General features: G+C 53.8%; 16 protein-coding genes and 1 tRNA gene. 3 read left to right on the top strand and 14 right to left on the bottom strand.

Translation table 11 applies throughout. From position 1 onward, the window contains the following. Positions 1 to 10 precede the first annotated feature (10 nt). The 8 genes from VQ071_RS17760 to VQ071_RS17725 all read right to left on the bottom strand — a co-directional run bounded on the left by VQ071_RS17760 (position 11) and on the right by VQ071_RS17725 (position 9,430). Positions 11 to 2,674, bottom strand: coding sequence for a glycoside hydrolase family 2 protein (locus VQ071_RS17760; protein ID WP_340515447.1), 2,664 nt, complete (start codon positions 2,672 to 2,674; stop codon positions 11 to 13). Between the two features lie 17 nt (positions 2,675 to 2,691). Further along, a complete protein-coding gene (locus VQ071_RS17755) occupies positions 2,692 to 3,516 on the bottom strand; it encodes a carbohydrate ABC transporter permease (protein WP_340515446.1) in 825 nt (274 codons plus the stop codon). Further along, the gene (locus VQ071_RS17750; RefSeq protein ID WP_340515445.1) at positions 3,513 to 4,400 is read right to left on the bottom strand and encodes a carbohydrate ABC transporter permease; all 888 of its coding nucleotides are present in this window, start codon (positions 4,398 to 4,400) and stop codon (positions 3,513 to 3,515) included. Before VQ071_RS17750 ends, VQ071_RS17755 begins: the two co-directional genes overlap by 4 nt. Positions 4,401 to 4,461: 61 nt before the next feature. After that, complete coding sequence (locus tag VQ071_RS17745) at positions 4,462 to 5,775, bottom strand: ABC transporter substrate-binding protein (RefSeq protein ID WP_340515444.1); 1,314 nt, start codon at positions 5,773 to 5,775, stop codon at positions 4,462 to 4,464. Between the two features lie 182 nt (positions 5,776 to 5,957). Next, positions 5,958 to 6,992 (bottom strand): substrate-binding domain-containing protein, encoded by a 1,035-nt coding sequence (locus VQ071_RS17740; RefSeq protein WP_340515443.1) that lies wholly within the window; start codon positions 6,990 to 6,992, stop codon positions 5,958 to 5,960. A 378-nt stretch (positions 6,993 to 7,370) separates the two neighbouring features. Beyond that, positions 7,371 to 7,457 (bottom strand) — tRNA-Leu (locus VQ071_RS17735). A gap of 91 nt (positions 7,458 to 7,548) precedes the next feature. Continuing rightward, complete coding sequence (locus VQ071_RS17730) at positions 7,549 to 8,604, bottom strand: GGDEF domain-containing protein (RefSeq protein WP_340515442.1); 1,056 nt, start codon at positions 8,602 to 8,604, stop codon at positions 7,549 to 7,551. Positions 8,605 to 8,785: 181 nt separating this feature from the next. Then, complete coding sequence (locus VQ071_RS17725) at positions 8,786 to 9,430, bottom strand: YkoP family protein (protein ID WP_340515441.1); 645 nt, start codon at positions 9,428 to 9,430, stop codon at positions 8,786 to 8,788. A gap of 267 nt (positions 9,431 to 9,697) precedes the next feature. Between VQ071_RS17725 and VQ071_RS17720 the strand changes: the two genes are divergently transcribed. Together VQ071_RS17720 and VQ071_RS17715 are read left to right on the top strand one after the other, a co-directional pair. Then, positions 9,698 to 11,230 (top strand): ABC transporter substrate-binding protein/permease, encoded by a 1,533-nt coding sequence (locus VQ071_RS17720; RefSeq protein WP_340515440.1) that lies wholly within the window; start codon positions 9,698 to 9,700, stop codon positions 11,228 to 11,230. Further along, positions 11,223 to 11,945, top strand: coding sequence for an amino acid ABC transporter ATP-binding protein (locus VQ071_RS17715; RefSeq protein ID WP_340515439.1), 723 nt, complete (start codon positions 11,223 to 11,225; stop codon positions 11,943 to 11,945). Before VQ071_RS17720 ends, VQ071_RS17715 begins: the two co-directional genes overlap by 8 nt. 354 nt (positions 11,946 to 12,299) lie before the next feature. Here VQ071_RS17715 and VQ071_RS17710 read toward each other — a convergent pair whose 3' ends face one another. Further along, positions 12,300 to 13,685 (bottom strand): catalase, encoded by a 1,386-nt coding sequence (locus VQ071_RS17710; RefSeq protein WP_340515438.1) that lies wholly within the window; start codon positions 13,683 to 13,685, stop codon positions 12,300 to 12,302. 616 nt (positions 13,686 to 14,301) lie between these two features. Next, positions 14,302 to 15,093, bottom strand: coding sequence for a hypothetical protein (locus VQ071_RS17705; protein WP_340515437.1), 792 nt, complete (start codon positions 15,091 to 15,093; stop codon positions 14,302 to 14,304). A 258-nt stretch (positions 15,094 to 15,351) separates the two neighbouring features. On the opposite strand from VQ071_RS17705, the gene VQ071_RS17700 reads away from it, so the two are divergent. Further along, positions 15,352 to 15,669: a hypothetical protein gene (locus VQ071_RS17700; protein WP_445293306.1), complete on the top strand. Its 318-nt coding sequence runs from the start codon at positions 15,352 to 15,354 to the stop codon at positions 15,667 to 15,669. Between the two features lie 193 nt (positions 15,670 to 15,862). Here the strand turns inward: VQ071_RS17700 and VQ071_RS17695 are convergent, their stop codons facing one another. From VQ071_RS17695 to VQ071_RS17680, 4 genes are all read right to left on the bottom strand, one after another. Beyond that, the gene (locus VQ071_RS17695; RefSeq protein ID WP_340515436.1) at positions 15,863 to 16,750 is read right to left on the bottom strand and encodes an SMP-30/gluconolactonase/LRE family protein; all 888 of its coding nucleotides are present in this window, start codon (positions 16,748 to 16,750) and stop codon (positions 15,863 to 15,865) included. A 132-nt stretch (positions 16,751 to 16,882) separates the two neighbouring features. After that, entirely contained in the window at positions 16,883 to 17,815 is a 933-nt protein-coding gene (locus VQ071_RS17690; RefSeq protein ID WP_340515434.1) for a carbon-nitrogen hydrolase family protein, read from the bottom strand. A gap of 48 nt (positions 17,816 to 17,863) precedes the next feature. Further along, positions 17,864 to 18,865 carry a Gfo/Idh/MocA family protein gene (locus VQ071_RS17685; RefSeq protein ID WP_340515433.1) on the bottom strand — a complete coding sequence of 334 codons (1,002 nt, stop codon included), beginning with the start codon at positions 18,863 to 18,865 and terminating at the stop codon, positions 17,864 to 17,866. Positions 18,866 to 18,940: 75 nt separating this feature from the next. After that, complete coding sequence (locus tag VQ071_RS17680; RefSeq protein WP_340515432.1) at positions 18,941 to 21,592, bottom strand: hypothetical protein; 2,652 nt, start codon at positions 21,590 to 21,592, stop codon at positions 18,941 to 18,943. Positions 21,593 to 21,595: the final 3 nt, after the last annotated feature.

Genomic DNA, 21,595 nt, shown 5'->3' with positions numbered 1-21,595 from the left:
CTTCCCTCTGCTATTTGCTCATGGCCATTGCTCCCGATTGCACATTGGCGGCAAAATGGCTGAAAACAACAGCCGGTTCCGCCGGATCAACCTGCGGCCGATCCTCCTCCAGAAACCCTCCACCGCTCTTGCGGACACAGGCGATCGTCATCCTTCTTGATTCTCCAGGGAAAATCGTTTCAAAGGCCCCTTCGGCTTCCATCCAAAAGCCGTTCGTGGTCTCCTCCGGTCTAACATGAAGAGCTACCGTCGTGCCTGTGTTTTCGACTTCGAATGTTTTCACCAAGCGTACAAACCCGCCATTCTCTCCGTCTGCTTCCGATTGCTCATGCCAAGACCCCATGGCATGTATGCGCAGAACGACTCCTTCAAGCGTAAGTGCAGGTTCATACCATAACCGATTCCGTGTGGTGAAGAAATAAACGTTTTCTTCCGACACACACCCAACCGTCTCGGCACGCAGCCGGATAAAATAAATATCCATATAGCTATCATCGGGCTTAAACCGAAGTTCTCCAATCATCAAAGCTTCTTCCTCGGGAATGTCTCCTGTAAACTGCTGTCTGTGCAGCACAAGCCCCTGTGGATTCAGCACCTCCGCCGTAACCGTCACAGGCCCGGTTATATCATTAGAGTACACATACACGCCTCCGGCAAAGGACTCACCGATTCCATAATTCAACTGTCGATAGTCGAGCGAAGCATGAAGCGGTGAAAAAGCTTTGCGCGCCCAATAATAAGCCATTTTGCCTTCCCCGAAATAGTCGATCAAGTTGGTGCAGGACACATTCGGCCATGGCTCGTTGGCCTGCCAAATGATGCTGCCGCTGTTTTCGAATTTTCGTCTCTGATTGGCTTCGAGAATAAAACGCAACCCTTCCGCCTGAATCCACTGGCTGCATTCCGAATATACCGACAGGTTTTGCGGCTCACCGAAAAAGGATTTGTCCCGCTCATAGGTGTCCCACCATTCCCCATGATGCCGCCAAACCAGATTGTCATCCATCGAAAACGGAGCCAGGTGCGATTCGGAGAAAAATTTACGGATGCTCTTCACGGAACTCATGCCATCTACGCCAAACTCGCTGTGAAAGAGATGATCGGCTTCGCCGTATAATTCATAATGCTCATCTTGGCCCATGTACTTCCAATTCCCGTGTACATCGTGGCTAATTCCTTTTTCTTTCGTAATGAACTCTACTGGTCCGGATGCTGAAGTCGGTAAAAACATTCGCTCGGGATCGTGCAAACGAACTAGATCCTGCAGCATCGATAAGTTCGGGTCTTCCAACGTTGAAGGCTTGTTGAACGCGCTGGTCAACTCATTGCCGCCGCTCCATACCGCCAAGGAAACGTGATTGCGTCGTGACTTGATCGCATGTACAGCAGACTTTTCCAACAAATCCAGGAAGGAAGGCACCTTGGACGGTTCATTGTCCAGACCGGAACTGGATTGGATAAATTCCTGCCAAACCATAATGCCATAACGGTCGCAAAGCTGGTAAAAAACTTCCTTCTCAATAATGCCGCCGCCCCAAACTCGCACCAAATTGATATGAGCTTTCTTCAGACAATAAATCAGCCATTCATAGCTGCCTTCGCTAACGTTCCCATACATTAAATCAAGCGGGGGCAGATTTACTCCTCTGATGTATATCTTTTTTCCATTGATGACAATAGTGTACGGGAACGCCCCCTCTGGGCTGTTCCGATTCATCGCGTAGGCGAGGCGCCTGACGCCAGTCTTGAGCGAACGCTTGTCGATGCTCATATTTTGACGAACGATTTGCAGTTCCAATCCATACAGGGGCTGCTCGCCGTGTCCGTTCGGGTGCCAGAGCAAAGGACGGTCGAGTTGGAACAGAAAACGGAAATCGCCTGCACCATTCACCGGCCGGGATTGCCGTTCGACCAGAATGCCGTCGGGATCGTAACATTCCGCGATCAATTCGTATCCTTCCTGCATCAAACAGGCTTGGCCTGCTTCAACTTGACCAACAACGGTACGTACATCAATCGTTCCCTTGCCGTCCGCTGCGTCAGTGACAATCCGGATGTCATCCAGAGCATACTCGTCCCGTACGCGAAGTATTATATCGTCCCAAATCCCAATGTTGACAAGCCGCGTACTGAAGTCCCATTTATAATTGAAGCGGCTTTTTTGGGTTACCGTACGCGATGTGATGCCGATTTGGTGCATTTCGTCCGGAGAATGCTCCAACAGCACTTCCAAAGTAGCCATTTCTTGATTCCGAAAGTGCTCCGTCACGTCAAAAACGGCAGGATGAAACATCCCTTCGTGATTTCCTAGCAAACACCCGTCCATGTAGACCCTTGCTTTATAATCCAATCCCTTGAACAGTAATTCCAGTTTTCGTCCCGTATGTTCGGGCTTGTGAACTACTGTCTTGTACATCCACCAACGATTCTCCACCCATTCGCATGAAATGCTGTTCTGGTCTCTATAAGGATGAGGGATGTACCCAGCCCGATATAAATCATAATGGATTCCGCCTGGCACGGATGCAGGAATCCAACCCGTTACCCCATTCAAAACCAGACCTGTTTCCTGACTTTTCGACAGCAATGGAACGTACGGATAATAACCTTTGACTTGCCAACTCTGGCGCGATAACAATATATCCAACTCCGGTTCCTCCCAATCCAATTCCATTTGCCACTCCGACCGGTTCAACCTTTGACCGCACCACTCGTCACCCCGGATATAATATAGCGTTGCAACAGGAAGTAAGCGGCCATCAGTGGTGAAGCCACCACGATAATCCCCGCCGCCATAATGGTCCAATTCGTGGAATATTGTCCAAAAAACATATACAGCCCCGCCGTTAAAGGTCTCATATCCTTATCCGTTAAAAAAAGAAAGGGATTGATAAAGTCGTTCCAAGTACCGATCCCGGTCAACATGGCAACGGTGGATAAGGCCGATTTGGTCAGCGGAAACACGAACGTAAAAATATACCTCAGATACCCGCAGCCATCGACCACCGCTGCCTCGTCAAGCTCCTTCGGCAGTCCTTTGATGAACCCGGTCAAAATAAAGATAGCGATGGCGAGCGATCCGCCGATTTTCAGCATTATAAAGCCGTGGTACGTGTTAAGGAAGCCCAAATACTTCATGAGCATGACCTGCGGCACCAATGCAACCGGCAAGAACAATGCGGACAAAAACATCAAATACAACACATTGGTGCCCCGAAAGTGTTTTCTCGCGATAGGGTAAGCAGCCATCGTCGCGATGATACAAGTGCCTAGCGCTACGACTACGGTGAACAGGACGCTGTTCTTAAAATACAGCCCCATTTCCGCCTGCTTCCAAGCTTCTCCGAAATTCTCCCACTCCCATGACTCCACAAACGAAGACGGCCGATTCAGAAATTCGTTGTTGCTTTTTAACGCCACGTTCACGATTAGCAAGACAGGTGCCAGTATGCAAAGAGAGGCTGCAGCCAGCAGTAAGTTCGCCAAGCCGTGCCCCCATTTTCGTCTCATACTCATAACTCCGCCTCCCGTTTGCGCAGGAAATGTTGGACTACCACTACGATAATGAAAATAAACGCAAACTGGATCATCGAAAGAGCGGCCAAATACCCTTGGGACTCGCCGTTGTACAAGTTCTTAAAAACGAACAAGCTTAGCGTCATTGTTGCAGTTCCCGGCCCGCCGTTGGTCAATACCATGATAAAGTCGTAAGTGCTGAGCGTGCCGATCAGACTGATCAAAATGTTGATCGTAATCGCGGGCTGCAGGAGCGGCAGTGTAATTTTCATGAACGTATCGGTTGTCGTTGCCCCGTCGATCCTTGCAGCCTCGTACATCTCCTCCGGGATGCTTTGCAGTCCTGCAATATAGATAACCATGGCATAACCTAAATTAGCCCATATGGTCACGAAAACAACAAGGTATAACGCCCACCCCGGATCCCCAAGCAGGGCCGTATCGATCCCCATTCTCTCAAACCCTTTGACGATCGGCCCAGAAATAGGGTCGAAAATGAGCGTCCAAACCAAGCCGATGATGACGACCCCTAGCACATTCGGCATAAACAGGATGGCTCTATAAATGTTGCGCAGCTTTAACTTCAAGTTTACCAGCACCGCAAGCAGCACTGCCGCCATATTCTGGACCAGCGTGACCAGAACCGAGAAAATAAGCGTATTCCGGATCGCGCCGCCGATACTTTGGAAATCCGAATGGAATGCTCTTGAATAATTATTGATGCCGATATAATGCAAAGGTTTATGCAGATTCCCCGTAAAGTCAGTGAAGGACAGAAATAAGTTGCTTAAAGTGGGGAGCAGAACGAACAAAATGTACAGGAATAGCGCTGGCAGAACGACTAAGACAGGCCATATTCGCGAAATTCGGTTGCTATTGAGCATGAGATGTCCCCTTCTTAGAAGAATACGAGTCCAAGCCAAAAGCTTGGACCCGTCTTCCGGCTTACTTCCAAGAATCTTTGCTTCCGATGAGATCAGCCTGCATTTTCTTCGCGGCTTCCTCTGGAGTGAGTGACCCCAGGATCACTTCCATACCATATTGGGTATAATTGTACTTCGCCCCCGGAATAATGAGGTTTTCCCAAATCGGCATCTGTTTGGCGAGCAATACGGAAATTTCTTGCGCAATCGGTGAAGCATTCTGTATATCTTTTTGTGTCGGGAGCATTCTTACCATGTCGTTATATTTCTTGTAGTTTTCCGTCTCCGACAGGAACTCAAGATATTTCATGGCGGCATCCTTGTTTTTCGAATTTTTGTATACAGTCCAGCCGAAACCGAATTTGGTTGTCGCAATGCCATTTGCGGCCGGATCGTTGCTGCCAGGAAGCAAAAATGCGCCCACTTCAAATTCAGGTTTGGCGTCTTCGATCTGCGCCAGACTCCAAGATCCATCGATCATGATGGCTGCTTTGCCTTGCGCGAACAAACCAGGTGCCTGACCATAATCCAGACCGACGGCGTTTTTGATGAAAAACTTGCCTAGAACGCCGAGCTTCTGATACACCTCTACCCAAGCGGGATCGAATTTCGTTTCTTCAGTACGCATTTTGAGATAGAAATCTTTGTCTTGGCTCCGCACGATGCCTGCTTCCAATTCATCCAAAATCATATTGACCGGCCATTGGTCTTTGCCGCCAAACATAATCGGATCGATGCCGGCTGCTTTTATTTGCTCTAAAACCTTGACGAAATCGTCCCAGGTCGTCGGCACTTGCAAACCCAGATCGTTAAATACCTTTTTGTTATAGAAGGTAACCAGAGTGGTAGAACTGGTCGGCAGGAAAAGCTGTTTGCCTTCATACTGTCCGGCTGTCAAAGCATCCGGGATGTAATGCTCCAGAAAAGGCTGCCCGTTCATATCCGCCAAGAGGTCGCGATGATTTGGATCGGCTAATTCGGATTCGCCGCCGCTGGCAATTAGATCAACATCGTCCGCTGCGGTGCGGGCCGTTTTGAGCTGCTGATAATCTTTTGTAGCCACAACATCATATTTCACATGAATGTGCGGATATTTCTCTTGGAAAGCTTGATTGATTTGATCGTAAAACGCTTTGTCTTCTACACGGAAATTAATGATCTTTAAATCGACGTCTTTCTCCGCAGGAGTACTGTTTGTCTCACTGGCCGAGGCCGACTGGGCGGGGCTGCTTTCCGACGACGCAGGCGTGTTGTCACTGGATTTTGCGCAGCCAGAAGCAACCGATGCAAATGCCAAAAACAAACAAAATGAAGCTAACCATCCTTTTTTTCTCACTGAACGATCCCCCTAAATTCAATAATAAAACGTTTACATTCGTAATTATGACTTCAACAACTTTAGATGTCAACACGTTTTTGGAAATTTGTTTCTTTAAAATTGTGTACGTTTTATTGGACAAAAAAAGACAGACGGAACCATAAGTCCGATCTGTCTTTTCAATTGCATCCCCGCCTGGATCAAATCAATCCCAATACGGAATTGCGTTCAATAATATCCGTCGTAATCCTTACGTGTTCAGACCTTTCGTCCGGATTCTCCATTCTTCGCAGTAGCAGTTGTACCGCTCTGACCCCCATCGTCTCCTTGCAGGCGTCTACCGAAGTTAACTTGGGAGTCGTCCATTCGCATTTTTGTACGTTGTCGAAGCCAATTAAGGAAATATCGATCGGACTTGCCATCCCCCGCTTCTCCAATTGTTGAAGAACGTCGAAGGCAACCGGATCGTTGCCGCAGAAGAGGGCGGTTGGACGTTGGCCTTTCTCCAGTATCTCTTCTAATTGCCGGATGGAGTAAGGAAAGAAATTTTCGCGCTTGGAAGCTGTTAAATGAAATTCCTCGATCTCTGTCCGGTTGTCAGCACGATAGTCCTGAATCGCCGCGGTAAACCCGCGGAATCTCTCGGTAAAGCTCGCGGAATATTGTACATCCCCTAGAAAACCTATTTTTCGGTGTTTTTTTTCCAATAGGAAGCGTGTCGCTTCGTATCCTCCAATATAGTTTTCCGCAAACACATGATCGAGCTTTAACTGATAATTTTGCGAATCGACCAGTACGATCGGTATCCCGCTTGCTTTGATCGCCAGTATATAGCCGAGAGGAACAAGCCCAAGAATAAGTGCTCCATCCACTCTTCGGTCCGCAATACAACTGGGCATCCCTTCATTCGTAGGCAGTGAGGCATCGAGTCCGCCTACAATCATGCTTAACTGCTTCTCGCTCAGCTCTTTTTCGATTCCATGCAAGATTTTCCCCCAGTATTCGAAATCCTTCAAATCTTCTCGCGGTAACAGCACAGCAATGTTCCCCGTTTTCGCGGAGGGGACGGACAAAATGGAAGAGTTAATCGGATAGCCTAATTTCATTGCCGTCAGCCGCACTCGTTCCCTCGTGTCCTCGCTCACACCCGGTTGGTTCGACAGCGCCTTGGATACCAATGATTTGGATAGCAGCAGCTCATCCGCTATCGATTGCATCGTAACTTTCTTGGCCATAATAGTTCTCCTTTTACATCATGTATATAATCGCATCATACACGCTAATGGAACTATAATTCAACAAATATTTCAACAAAAGTCCAAAACGGCGGAAACCGTTTTGGACTTTTATTGAAATATGAGCATTACTTTTGTATGTTCAGCCATACATCGGGAACACCTTTATTGTTTGTCACCGCAAAGCTCATTTGCCCGACATTCACGTAGATCTTCGCTGTCGTAATTCCAGTGTCGAGATAAACCTGGTCCGGCTCTTGTTGGAAAACGGAAAAATTTTGCATCTCCAGAAAACTGGGCGAAGAATAGATCATCTTTTAATGCAAAAAGCTCCTGAATCGTCGCAATGACGAAATCAAGAGCCAGTTTTTGTTAAGGTGGTGCGGTCGAGAGGACTCGAACCTCCACGGTATTGCTACCACTGGAACCTGAATCCAGCGCGTCTGCCAATTCCGCCACGACCGCATATGCTGTCTCGTTCGATTGCTCTCTCAAGACGATAAATCAGATTATACAGGCTATCCGCCACAAAGTAAAGCTCTTTTTCGTTATTTCTTCAAACGTGCTGCATGGCGGATACGACCTTGTTTTTGCCGGTTCGCTTGGCTTCGTACAGCAGCGCATCCACCCGCTCGAACAAGCTTTCTTTGCTCGATGCGCTGGAGTAGCTTTTGATGCCGGCGCTGATGGTGACGTTCCTGCCTTGAAGCTCGGCGTGGCCTGTCTCGGCGATCTCCGCGCGTATACGGTCCACCAGGTTGTAGGCATCTTCGAACGTCTGCTCGAACAGCAGCAGCGCGAATTCTTCTCCTCCGTAGCGGGCGGCAATGTCCGCGGGCGATATTCGTTCCTTGATGACGCGCGCCACCTCGGACAGCACGGTGTCTCCGACCCGGTGCCCGAACGTATCGTTGATCGTCTTGAAATTGTCGATGTCGATGAGCGCCAGGTGGAAAAGAGCGCCTCGATCCGCAAACTCCAGCGCTTTGTCGTAAAATTCGTGAAAGGACATATGATTGTACAAACTCGTCAAAGCGTCGGTCTTGGACCGCAGCGACATGACCGTATTCTCGACCAGCAGCTGCTGCTGGCTCCTCATGGCCGACTCCAGATCATGCACAAGATCGCGTCCGCTGACGATCACCGCGCTGGCGGCAAACGTACTGAGTGCAAAAAACAAAATGATCGCGACCAGGTCGAACGAACCCATAAACGAGCGGAACCAGTGATCCCATTGATACATGCAGCCGAAAGCGACGATCTGCAGCAGCGACGTGAACCAGGTCAAGCTCAGCCGGTAAAAAATCGTGGACGCAAAAATCGGCAGCAGCATGACGGCGGCAATAATATGAATGTCCATGTTCAAATGGATAATGACCATCGCGATGATCGTCCCCGCCGCGAACAACGAATAAAACGAGTACCGCTCTGCTCTGTACAGAACCAGGTGGGCGACGGCTGTAACCGAGCACATCAGCAGCGTGGGAAAAATCAGAATGTGCGAATAAAAAAAGGGCGCGCTCGTCTTGTAGTCGAGGAATAAAAAGGAAAACAGCTGCGCAAAGAAGTGTCCGGCGATGACGGTCCAATAGGTAAAAATGAATCCGCGCACATACTGGACCTGCCGCCGCTTCTCGATTGCCGCAAATGAAGGGCTGGAAAGAAATCTGTTCCTCATTTTCCACCACGCTTACCGTTTCTTGTTGTATGTATCGAACTATACATACTTCGACAAAGAATATATACCCCCTTCCTTTCGGCCAACTTTTTTTTTGCAAGAATGAGTCCCTCTCTCACATCGCCGCGGGCTTGTCGATCCTCATCGACTGCCTGAGCGACTGGCGCGAATGAATAAGTTGCATCGGCACGAGCTTGTCCTTGCTCTCTCTCGTCCGCGAGCGCCCGTCCGGGTGAAGGAAGCTCAACAGCAGCTGCAAATAAACGGTCGTCAACCGTTCCAGCCGGCGGGAGCTCATCGCCCGGCACTCGAAGCCGAGACCGTGCACGAGCCCGCGGTGCAGCAGCGTCGTGCCGAGCAGACCCTTCACCCCGGCCAGCCTCGGATCGTCCTCCATCGCTTCGGCGATTCGCCTGAGCGCGGCGCGGGCCAGCCTGGCCGTCTTCAGCGCGGCCCGGTCGGAGCCGACCGACTGCGCCAGCTCCAGCATGACGCGATTGTCCAGATGCAGCTCTCCGACCCGGTCGCCGCGCTCGATCCGCGTGCCGTCCGCGCATACGATAGGCGCGCCTGCGTGTTTTTTGATCAGCAGCTTGCAGATGCCGTAATCCAGCTTGCCCTCGCTGCGCCATTCCATCCCGAGCCACACGATTCGCTCCCATGCGAGCCACGTCCGCTGCCGCATCGAATATCGTGCTCCCGCCCGCTGGACCGTATCGGCCAAGCCGCCGATCGCGAATTCCACCTTGCTGCCGCCCATATGAATTCCCTCCCATGCTTCGACTCTGTCTTTTGTCTGTCTCTATGATTGTAGCCCAGGCCGCCTTTGCCTCCCATCGTCCCGCGTCGTGAACTCAAGCCCTGCTTTGGTCGTGAACCGAACTGGACCGCAGTCGGGTGCACGCATGCGCAGCGCAGCCGCAATGCAGTGTCGGACCTGTTGTTTTTTGGACATTGCGTGCTTCCCGAACTTTCCTATATACTTTTCTTTCGACAACTGATCCCATGTCATACGAAAGAGGTCAACATGCGAAATTCCATGCTCAGAAAATCTAAACGGACGGCGCTCGCGCTGCTTGCCTTGTTCCTGTTCGCCATCATCGCGGTTCCGGGCGGCCTCGGGCAGCAGGCCGCCGCGGCGGCCCCGCAAGGAACGGACGCCTTGTCCGCCGCTTCGGGCGAAGCCCCCGCTCCGCTGCCGGGCGTAAAGGGTACCCTGATCATGGGTACTTCGCCGGACTATCCGCCTTACGAAAATATCGACGCCAAAAGCGGCGGCGACATCGTCGGCCTGGACGTCGACATCGCGAAGGCGATCGCCGACAAGCTCGGCTACAAGCTGGAGATCTCCGGCATGGACTTCAGCGGACTGATCGCCGCGCTGCAGACCAAGCGCGTCGACTTCGTCATGTCCGCCATGTCGGTGACCGACGAGCGCAAGCAGAGCGTCGACTTCTCATCCAGCTATTACACGGCGCGCAATACGATCGTCTCCCGCAAGAACGCGCCGCTGACGACGGCGGAATCGCTATCCGGCAAGACGGTCGGCACGCAGCTGGGCTCCACGCAGGATCAGTACGCCCAGACGCTCGCGAATGTGACGCTTAAAAAGCTGAACCGCGTTCCCGATATCATTCAGGAATTGAAGTCGAGCCGCATCGACGCGGCCGTCGTCGAAGACGCAGTGGCCTTGGACATGACGGCCGCCAATCCGGATCTCGTCATGAACTTCCTGCCGGCAGGCAACGCCGAGGATGGCTACGCGATCGCGTTCCCCAAGGGCTCTTCATTGGTCGCATCGTTCGATGCGGCGCTCCGGGAGATGAAGGAGAACGGACAGCTGGAAGCGATAACGAAGAAGTGGTTCGAGGAGAACGGCGATCAGAAGGAAGGGAAGTTCCTCAACCTGGACTTCGGCATTATGAAGGCGTACGTGCCTTATATGCTCAAGGGTGTGTACGTGACCTTGCTGTTCACGCTCGTGTCGGCGCTGTTCGGGTTCATATGGGGCACGATTCTGTCGCTGTTCAAGCTGTCCGGCATCAAGCCGCTGGAGTGGTTCGCCACCGCTTATACGTCGGTGTTCCGCGGCACGCCGCTGCTGCTGCAATTGATCCTGATTTATTACTCGGTACCGCAGTTGTTCCAATATAAAATATCGGCGCTGATGGCGGCCGGCCTCGCGTTCGGCCTCAACTCCGCCGCCTACCTGTCGGAGACGATCCGCGGCGGCATCATGGCCGTGGACAAGGGACAGCGCGAAGCGGCGATGGCGCTCGGCATCTCGTATCCGGTGATGATGTTCTACATCATCCTGCCGCAGGCGGTGAAGTCGATTCTGCCGGCGCTCGTGAACGAATGCGTCGCGCTGATCAAGGAATCCTCGCTCGTCTCGGTCATCGGCGTGCAGGACATCATGCGCCGGGCGAGCGTCGTGCAGGCTACGGAGTTCCATGCGCTGGAGCCGCTGCTGTTCGCCGGGGCGATCTACTACGTGCTGGTGCTTGTCCTGACATCGCTCGCACGACTGCTGGAAAGGAGGCTGCGCCGCAGTGATTAATGTCACCGAGCTCACAAAAACGTACGGCAAGCATCAAGTGCTGAAGGGCATCACCACCTCGGTCGCACAGGGCGAGGTCGTCGCGCTGATCGGCCCTTCGGGCTCCGGCAAGTCCACCTTCCTGCGCTGCCTCAATCTGCTGGAGCGGCCGACGTCGGGCATCATTACGATCGGCGATGTGGAGCTGACCGGCAAGCATGTGCGGATCGAGACGGTCCGGCAGCGGATCGGCATGGTGTTCCAGCATTTCCATCTGTTCCCGCACATGACGGTCATGGACAACATTACGTTTGCGCAGCGCAAGGTCAAGAAGCTGTCCATGGACGCGGCCCGCGACAAAGCGATGGCGCTGCTCGAGCGCGTCGGACTCGCCGACAAGGCGGACAGCTATCCATCCCGGCTGTCGGGCGGACAGAAGCAGCGGGTGGCGATCGCCCGCAGCCTGGCGATGGAGCCGGACATCATGCTGTTCGACGAGCCGACCTCGGCGCTCGATCCGGAGATGGTCAAGGAAGTGCTGGCCGTCATTCAGGGGCTGGCGAGCTCCGGCATGACGATGCTGATCGTGACACATGAGATGAAGTTCGCGCGCGAAGCCGCCGACACCATCTACTTCATGGACGACGGCAGGCTGGTGGAGAAGTCGACGCCCGATCAGTTTTTTGTCCGGCCGCAGAGCGAGCGCGCCGCCCGCTTCCTCGAGCAGGTGCTGTAGCCCGGCGCGGCATGCGCTTATCCGGTTCGGCATGGCCCGAGCGCGAGGTCGGCAGGAGTATCCGCAATCGAGCTTGGATATGCACTGCCGAATGCGAACGCCACGATCGAATTCAGGCCATGCAGCCAGAGCGGGAGCCTGGTCAAAAATAAGACTCTTACCGGAAATAAGTCGTTTCCGGTAAGAGTCTTTAACTTTACAGAGGCTTAAATGCCGGCGTAAAAATTGTTGAACGAGGCCGCCGCCCCGTTCGGCAGCCGCCAGAGCGGCCAACGGCATATTCAGCAACGGCGCATGGCTGCGGCCCGATGCCAGATAGGCGGCTATCCTGCCCGTCGCTGTCATTGTTCAATTCTAGGATACCCCGATCTGCTTTGCTACGCCCTGTCCCAGCTCAGGGCAAGCCTGGCTTAGATAGCCGATCACAATCCGCTGCAGCTCCGGCACGGCAGCGCCAAGATCGGAGGCAATGTTGCGGACCAATTGCTCCTGATGTACGGGCGCCAGCGAGCGGTAAAATTGCCCCGGCTGCGTGAAATCATCGCCTTTAGTGGGTGCAGTGCGCTCAAGCCGCCCTGCCACATAGCTGCCGGTGCCGCTTGTCACCTCGTCCGACGGCTTCCAGTTCGCCTGTTGATTGATCGGGATGCTGCGGAACTCCGGTCCCAATCGGAACCGCTGCGAATCCGTATAAATATTGGCTCGGCCTTGCAGCACGCGGTCGAATGAAAACTCGGCGCCTTCCAGCATATTGGACGGGGAGAAGGCCAGCTTCTCCACCTGGTCTCGATAATTGTCGGGATTGCGGTTCAGCACCATCCTGCCGACCAGCAGCAGCGGGTACTGCCTCATATCCCATACCTTCGTATCGTCCAGCGGATCGAACGGCAGCGCAGCTTCGTCCTGCGGATTCATGAGCTGCACATACAGTCCGTACTCCACCGTCTTCCCTTGCGCAATCGTGTCATAGAGATCCTTGCCCGCATAATCCGGATTCTCGCAGGCGAGCCGCGCTGCCTCCTGGCTATCGATGTACTGCGCGCCGGCCAGCGGGATCCAATTGTATTTCACATATGTACGGACGCCCTGCTCATTCTTCCATACATACGTGCTCACGCTGTAGCCCGGAATGTGGCGGAAGCTCTTGACCGTCCCCAGGTCCGAGTATAGCTGCAGTACAAAATGCGTCGCCTCCGGATTGTTCGCGTAGAAGCTCCAGAACCGGTTGGGATCCATCAGGTTGTTGACCGGCGACGGATTAAAGGCGCTGACCGTCTCTACGAACCGCATCGGGTCCCGCACCGTAAATACGGGCAGATGGTTGCATATCAGGTCGAAGATACCTTGCTCGGTATAAAACTTGGTGGAGAAGCCGCGCACATTGCGCGAAGTATCCGGCGTCCCCCTGTTGCTGGCCGCCAGCGAGAAGCGGACGGCAACGGGGACCTGCTGGCCCGGACGCTGCAGGAAACAAAGCTTCGTATAAGCCGTCATGGCGTTCACCGTCTCGAAATAGCCGAATGCCCCGAAGCCCTTCACGTGCAACGGGCGTTCTCTTATCGTCCCATGGATAAAGGTTTCGTTTTTCTCGTGCAGCATCGTGTCTTGCTCCACAATCGGACCGCGCTCCCCGACCGTCTGCGAGTAACGCGAGGGCTGCGAGCCGCCTATCCCTTGCGAAGGAGCGGCGCCTTGCCCATTTGGGTTGTTTATCGGACCACGAGCGTTCTGTTCGTCCATTCCTCTACCTCCCCGTGCCATATTCTCATCATATATATGAATAGCCGGACGTTGTTATGAATGCGCGTCCAATATCGGCACGCTATCGGCCTGGATATCTGCTTGTCACTTCGGGCCTTTTAGCCGGAAGAAGACTTTCCTTGGCGCAAGATCGGCAAGCTGTTGCTGATGTCCATCTACGGCCGATGGATAAGTGACAAACCCGCCCTGCGTGCCCGGAACCATATACGGCGTATTATTCACCAGCAGGCCCGACGCTCGCCCGTATAAGCCGTGAAATTGGCGCAGAGCTTTCCAAACAATTAGGCACTACCGTGCCCGATGTGGGGGAGTCTCCAGTTACCAAAGCCTAGCGCAGTCGAGAGACCCGCTACGGCGGACGCATCGACAAGCAAAAGGCACCCAAGCGGGTGCCTTTTGCTACAGATTAACGAACGGCTATCTGGCGTCGACAAACTTCTCGGGAAGCCCGCTTGCGACGGAACAAGCCATTCGGCCAAGTCCTTCACGGTAGGCTATAGAAGCGGCAGCGTGATCGTCCGGATCTGCTTCAGCTTGCCCGCACCGTCGATCTTGGCCGCCTTACAGGCCTCATTGAGCGGTCACGCATGTACAATTAATCACACTCGAATTGCTTAACTGCATCATCGATTTCTCTCTGAAAATTGAAGTCCTTTTCTTTTTTAATATCCTGTATGTGAGTCCCCTTGTCTCCCTGTGTTTCAAATTCGTTATTTTTTTCAGTTAATTGGACAGGCATATTCGCGGCATATCCGTCTTGTCTGACGAACCAAACACTGACAACCTCCTCGTATTCATAAAAATCTGCGATATATACTTTAACGCCCTTCCATAAGTCCGCATCTGTCCCGGCAGCAAAATCCTTACATCTAAAATCCACATATTTTTCTACAGCTTGAATCATTTTATTTTTACGAGGTGAAGAGCCGTAATTCGGCTTATGCGGGGTCTCCACTATTATATTTAAAGTATCAACCTTCTTATAGTCTCCTTGTGGATAAATGTTTTCTTCCTGTCTTACAAACCCATCACAGTAAACGAATCCGTCCTTGTAAACTATCTTGGCCAACCAATCTCCTAACGTTGTATGAATATAGGCTGATTGGGGATCCGATTCATATATCCGCACTTCAGCTTCTATTTCTTTTCCGATATAGGCTTCAAAATTAATTTGATTATCTGTTTCATTGGGATACCACCATAAACGATAATTTATATATTCACTGAAAGCTTTTTTTGCGCTGTCTAAACTAATGTTTGGGGAGATTTCTGAATGACCCGCGTTCATCCCTACTGAATGAGTAGGATTATTGCTTTTTAAGGTAGTTGAACAACCGCTTAGAAGCAACACAACTGCAAGTGCAGTTATCATTTTCTTTCCAATCACATGAATTCCCTCCGTGATAATAGTCGGAAAGGGAAGCATGAGGATGCTTCCCCCTTAAATGCTATCTTTAAATATTAAAGAAAATGTTATGTGTTGCTCTTTTGCCAGCAGTATCCAATCGAGTATTAGAAGTAATCGCACTTTTGGATGATGGATTTTGAAAAACATCCAGTGTGTCAAATATAATGACAACATCCATTTCTGACCGATATTACCTGCCTGCGTTACGGCAACGGCCAATGGGCCTATCTGTCTTGTGTGAAGGATGGTGCAGTCCGTCAAATCTTATCGGAGTGCGTGAGTTCGACGCTCGAGCTCACCCTCGTTGAACGGACACTAGATCGTTTACTTGAGCGCCTGAACGGCAACCTGCATCCGGAAGCCGTGCTACACTCCAATCAAGGCATGCACTACACCCATCCTAATGTCCGGCTGCCAATTCAGAAAGCCGGGTTCAAACAGTCGATGTCGAGAAACGGGAACTGTTGGGACAGTGCGTCCATGGAATCATTCTTCGGCCACCTCAGAGATGATGTGCAGCTTCTGGACTGCCGAGCCGAACCATCGATGAGGTGAAGGCCCGCGTTGCTGACTACCATTCAGAACGTTATCAATGGACATTAAAGCAAATGACCCCTGATGTATGATGAATTCAGGAGTCACTTGCTTACAGCTTAAGCCTGTCCACAAACTGGCTCACAGTTCAGAATGTCGTCTGGCATCTGTTTTTTATTAATGCGTAACGCTTATCGTCGCCGATCGTCGGCTCCTACTCGCTCCGAACCTTAAAGTCGTAGGAGAGCCGCCCCTTCACGCCGGGCTTGTACACAAACAGGCTTCCGGCCAGCGGCTCCTGCCGGAGCTGCTCTTCGCTCAGTCCGATGCTGGCGGAAGTGATGTACAGCTCGTCCAGATTGTCACCGCCGAAGCAGCAGGAGGTGACTCGGGATACGGGCAGCTCGATACGTTCCAGGCATGCGCCGGTGTCGGGATCGAAGCGGCTGACGGCATAGCCGTCCCAGTGCGCGACCCACAGCTTGCCCTCGGCGTCGACGGTCATGCCGTCGGGGTGGCCCTGATCGGCGGGGATAACCGCGAGGGCGCGGCGGTTGGAGATGCTGCCGCTGACAGCGTCATAATCAAACCGGTCAACTCGCCTTGTCCCTGTATCGATGTAATACATCGTACTGCCGTCAAGGCTCCAGCCCAAGCCGTTCGAGCAACCGACCTCGCCGACCATCCGATGCGCAGAGCCGTCCGCGTCCAGCCGATACAGCGCTCCGACCGGCTCTCCGCCGGACATCGGCATCGTACCGGCCCAGAACCGACCGGCCGGATCGCATTTGCCATCGTTGAACCGATTGCCCGGCAAATGCGCCTCCGGATCGACGATCGGCTCCAGCTCGCCCGTCGTCAGATCAAGATAATGAAATCCGTGCTCCAGCGCGCACACCATTCGCCCGTCCGTCGCCCGCACGATCGCGCCGATGCGCTGCCCGACGGCAACGCTCTTTTCCTCGCGCGTGTTCGGATTCCACATCCGAACCTTCATTCCTTCGATGTCCACCCACACGAGCTGCCCGCTCTCCGGAAGCCACAACGGTCCTTCGCCAAGCACCGACTTTTCTACGTCAATCGCCTCTGCCTGCTGCTTCATGCGCCTCATCTCCCCCGCCTATTGTGTGTACATCGTACCTTGCGGCTCGGGGAATGCGCAACCTTATTCAGCTCTTGCCAAAGCGCGAATCTAAACCAACTGTCTGTGACTGGCGATTAAAGTCATGCCCCCTCAGGGACGACATGCGGATGCCCGCTTCAAATAATCGTCCAACAGTTCGATATCGAACTGTTGAATGATGTCCTCGATCGTGCATTCGTCCGTCTCGCAGGAGATGAGGACGGAACCCAAATAGCCGGGATCGGCGATTTTGACTTTGGCCCCGTACTTGGCCTTGAGCCGGCTCAGCCGCTCCATGTTGTAGTCGAGGTGCACAACCGCGCAGTCGAGATTGACGGTTGTCGTGACATAATCAAAATAGTTGGTGCTCGTGGCCAGCACCTCGCCGACCGGGGACAGCACCGCGCTCGGCTGGCCGCCCCCGATGGCGCCCACAAAATGAGACCGGCAGGAATAAGCCCAATAAGGCTGCATAATCCCGCCGTGGTACATCGAGGAAAATATAATCAAATCGGGCTTCGCCTCTGCATATTGCAGTCTCAGCCGGTCAAAGTTCAGATCGAAACAAATCGCGCAGGCGATCCGCCCGAAATCGCAAGCGATGATCGGGGCCTCGGTGCCGCGAGCGACGCCGTAATCCTCGATTTCCCCCAGCGTCAGATGGTTTTTGGCATATTCGCCCACGATCTCGCCGCTTCGATCCAGCAGCGCGATTGAATTGCGCCAGGACTGATCTTGTTGCAGCCGCAATGTCGGATACGCAATATAGCAGCCGTGCTCGCTCGCAATATCGGATAAAAAACGCAAAATCCGCTCTCCGCGTACTTGGCAGTAGTCGTGCGTGCGGGCAGGCGACAAAAAGACATTGAAGGGAATGTCGCAAAATTCAGGCAGCACGATAATATCGGGCTGCTCGGGAAGCACCTGACTCAGCTTCTGCCGCAGATGCTCAATCATCCGATCTACGATCTCCTCAGCCGCCAGTTGCTCGTCGACGTTGAACTCGCGGCTGCCGATCGTGCTGATCTTGACATAATTGCTCATGATCCAAGCTCCCTTCTTGCCCGGGCTTCATGCTGACGCATTGACCGGTTAGCGCAGGACGGCTTGCTCTCTTTGAATCAGAGATCGGATCGGCTCGGGCTTCCCGCTCTTCACCGATTTTACCGCCTGCAGCATCATCAACGTCGCATACAGACCGTCCAAATGGTTGATCGGCGGTTCCGTATTCTGTCTCAGGCTTTCGATAAATGCTTTATTTTCTTCGAGAATGCCGGTTTCCTTGCCGTGATAGACGACCGGGTCCTTGCCATCCTCGCTGTAGGTCAAAGTCGTCAATCTATCGGAAATCGTCACGGTTTTGTTCTCTGCGAATAGCTGCATAAAAAACTTGCTCGTGAAGGGCGGACACTTGCAATCGCCCTGGATCAAATTGCCGACGACATTGTCGTCGAAGCGGAATATCGCGGCCATATTGTCCACTTTCGCATTTTGCTGATAATAGTTCGCTCCGGCCGCGTAGACGTCGATCGGGTCCTTGCCGACCATAAACCGCATAATATCGGCCGAGTGGCAGCCTTGGGACAACACATTGCCGCCCCCGAACGTCGGATCGTTGGCCCATATATCCGCCGGCCACTTGTCGTCCATCATCTGCATGCTGACGAGCAGCGGCTCGGGGATCAGTTCTTTCGCTTTTAACAGCATATCATAATAACGCATCTTGAACGCCGTCATCACCTTTTTGCCGCTTCGCTTGACGGCATCGTCGATGCGCAGGCAGTCTTCCACATTCATGGCCAGCGGCTTCTCCACCATCACATGTTTGCCCGCGTCCAGTGCCCTGATGCAATAATCGGCATGCGTATTGTGCATGGTGGATATATAAATCGCATCGATCGATTCGTCGGCGAACAACCGTTCCGCATCGCCGGTCGCATAGTCGCCGCCGAACTCCTCGAGCAAGTTCCGGGCGTGATCCTCGTTTACGTCGCAAAAAGCGACCATATCCATGCCGTCCAACTGGCGGACGTATTCCGTATGAATTTTACCGTTTTGTCCGCAACCGATGAGTCCGGCTCTAAAAGTTCGCAACGTTGATCTCTCCCATTTTCAGAGCATGTAATATTCCGCAGCTGTTCGACCCCGACTCTGACAACCTGGACACAATCAGACGCTTCGAAGAAAGGCTTGCCACGGGCTATGGCTGCGGGCGTTCAACGGATCATGCGTCCACTCGCTCGCCTCCAGTCCCATAGCCGACTCCATGCAGCGGCTCGTTGAAGCAAATATCATCCCCCGCAGCCCGTCATCGCCAAGCTCCAGCTCGATGTCCACCGGGGACTTGAAGACCGCCGCGCGTTCTCCCATCCGCAATTCGCGCAAGCCGAGCGCAGTCAAGCGCCGATGCGCCGCGTCCGATATGACCGCTTCGGACCGAAGCTCGCAGCCTTGCAGCCGCATGAGCCGCTCCGCTCCGAATTGCAGACCGGCACCGCCTTCAAATGAAATGACGCCGTCTTGCAGCGCGATCTGACCGGGAGCCGCCGTGATGGCAAACAGGAACGTTCCTTGCTTGACCTGCGACGGATAAGCAAGACGCCAGCGCCGGTAATGCGGAAAGCGGCCGTATTCGATATCCTGCTCGCCGGCGTTGCCGTTCAAGCCGTATATATAAGTCGGATGCCATACCGGCTCCTCGATCCGGACGCTCCGGTCGTCCGGTCCGTCCAGGACGCTGACGAACACTTCGCCCTTCTCGTCGTCGCTCAGACCTTTGTCGCCGTCCTTGATGCCTGCGATAAGGTTGGCTTGCCCGCCCGTAAGACGATATTGTCCCGCTCCGAGATCCGTCACGGAGCCCGAGCAATGCAGATGCGTCGCAAAATGGAGCGGGCGGTCGCCCTCGAACGAATCGGAGACGACGATGGCGCCGGTATGCTGATCGACAACGATGATCCGCTCCGCGCGCTTCACCTGATGCCGGGGATGAAGCTCGCTCGTAATGACGGCATGCGCATAGATGAACCGCTCGCCGACCAGACAGCGGCGAATGTACGAGCTTTTTTCCGGTCCGACGTTGCCGTTCAAGTATTGTCCTTGCGTGTAGCAGCCCCCGTCGTCAAAGCACATCGCATTGCAAAGGGAGCTGTCCAATCCGTAGGAGCCGATGTCGACCAGCACGGGACCGCCGTCCGCATTGAGCTGGATGCCTCCCATCGCCGGCGGGAATTCGCGGTTATGGGTCTGGATGTTGAAGCTTACGGAGCGGCCCGCCTTAAGCCCGGCGACAAACGTGCCGGCGATCCGTCCGCCGGACGCAAATGTAATTACGCCGATATCTTTGGCGTAGAAGGGCCGCTTCGGATACGGCGCAGCCGCTCCTTGCTGCTGCGGCGCATACAACAGATCGAACAGGCCAAGCTCGACGTCCCCAGCCGCTGTACGTTCCTGGTCCGCGAACGTCCGATAGATCGAATCGATGCCCGCCGTCGGATGGAACCGGTTCAAATACGCCGCCAGGTAGCGATGCTCCCGCGTGCGCAAGCCCCGCTGCAATTCCTGGCTGTTGGGCGCGTTGAAGCAAGCGAGCATCGCGTGGCCGAGACGATCCAGGAAGGAGCTCTGTCCAAGCTCGGGACGCTGCCCGCCAAACGTATGCGCCGCCGCCAAATAACGAATCAGATGAAAAGGAAAATAAGTGACCCATACGTTTTTGCCGTCCTGCGGGAACAAGCGGAGGCTCTGGACAAACAGCCCGTGGAAAAACGGAAGGGCCGCGCGGGCTTCCGCGAGATCGTCGTAAAACGCCATACATGCGATCGCCGTGCCGTTCCATGTGCCGAGCGAATGAGGCTCCGGCGTCGGACAGCCCATATAAGCTCGCTGCAAAACTGTGAAGTCGTACAGTTTCCGGATATACGTTCCGACCTTTTCCTTCATCCGCGACTGCTCGTCCGCGTCGAACAGATCGGAGCACCAATCCCGGGCGAGCCCGATCGCATACAGCTTCAGGGCGATGCCGCGGTCGTTCTCTCCGCCCATGACGAGCGGGTCCGCTTTTCCCGACCAGGTAGGCATGCGGCACAGTTCATCGATTTTCGACTTTACGGACTCCCCGATGTCCCGATCCTTCGTCACCAGGTATGCGAGGCAGACGAGATCGAACTCGACGCTGCCCGGCGGGCTGTTTTTGATTCGCTCCACGATCGCAGCGAAGGCGGGATCGCCTGCCAGTCTGCGGTGCAGCCGATCCGCTTCGTCCGAATTCAGATACACCCGCGGATGGCCTGCGCCTACAGGCTTCAGCTCCAGCGGCATACGGTCGTCCGTCCTGATCTCGATGAACTTGATGCGCTGCCAGTCGATCCGCGTACGATCGCGCTCGACGAATTCAAGCCTTAATTCGGTCTCGCCGCTGCCGGCCTCGAAGCCGAAGTCGGCATTGAGCCGGCTATTCGCGATATCCTCCGGTCCGGGCATGTCGAACCACATGCCGCCTACCAATCGGCCGTTCACGTACGTTCTGGCCATCGGCATCGCCATGACGCCGCTCAGATGATCGAAGTCCCAAGGCCCGACGGGCTCGAGCTTGCCGTCGGGCACCCGCACCATCGGGATCATCGCCGTATTCATGTCAAAAGCGCCGTCCAGCGTCTGCAGCCTGCATCGATAGAGACCCGGCGGCAAGGATACGCTCAGAAGCAGCATATCGGCGTCCGCTTCGATATCCGTGATCCGGCCGGTCACGTCGCGCCACTCCGTTCCGTTGAACCGGTTCGGAGACGGCTGCAAATATGCGATCAAATCGCTGTTAAGCACGCT

Source organism: Cohnella sp. 56, assembly GCF_037963805.1.
In the GTDB taxonomy this organism is placed as follows: domain Bacteria; phylum Bacillota; class Bacilli; order Paenibacillales; family Paenibacillaceae; genus Cohnella.
The sequence above is the reverse complement of the archived record's forward strand: the minus strand, read 5'-3'. Positions and strand labels throughout refer to the sequence as shown.

Excerpts from the sequence above, each read along its gene's own strand:
- VQ071_RS17710 (WP_340515438.1), bottom strand. The coding sequence starts at position 13,685 with ATGGACGAACAGAACGCTCGTGGTCCGATAAACAACCCAAATGGGCAA.
- VQ071_RS17690 (WP_340515434.1), bottom strand. The coding sequence starts at position 17,815 with ATGAGCAATTATGTCAAGATCAGCACGATCGGCAGCCGCGAGTTCAAC.
- VQ071_RS17725 (WP_340515441.1), bottom strand. The coding sequence starts at position 9,430 with ATGGGCGGCAGCAAGGTGGAATTCGCGATCGGCGGCTTGGCCGATACG.
- VQ071_RS17740 (WP_340515443.1), bottom strand. The coding sequence starts at position 6,992 with ATGGCCAAGAAAGTTACGATGCAATCGATAGCGGATGAGCTGCTGCTA.
- VQ071_RS17750 (WP_340515445.1), bottom strand. The coding sequence starts at position 4,400 with ATGCTCAATAGCAACCGAATTTCGCGAATATGGCCTGTCTTAGTCGTT.
- VQ071_RS17755 (WP_340515446.1), bottom strand. The coding sequence starts at position 3,516 with ATGAGTATGAGACGAAAATGGGGGCACGGCTTGGCGAACTTACTGCTG.
- VQ071_RS17695 (WP_340515436.1), bottom strand. The coding sequence starts at position 16,750 with ATGAAGCAGCAGGCAGAGGCGATTGACGTAGAAAAGTCGGTGCTTGGC.
- VQ071_RS17760 (WP_340515447.1), bottom strand. The coding sequence starts at position 2,674 with ATGGAATTGGATTGGGAGGAACCGGAGTTGGATATATTGTTATCGCGC.
- VQ071_RS17720 (WP_340515440.1), top strand. The coding sequence starts at position 9,698 with ATGCGAAATTCCATGCTCAGAAAATCTAAACGGACGGCGCTCGCGCTG.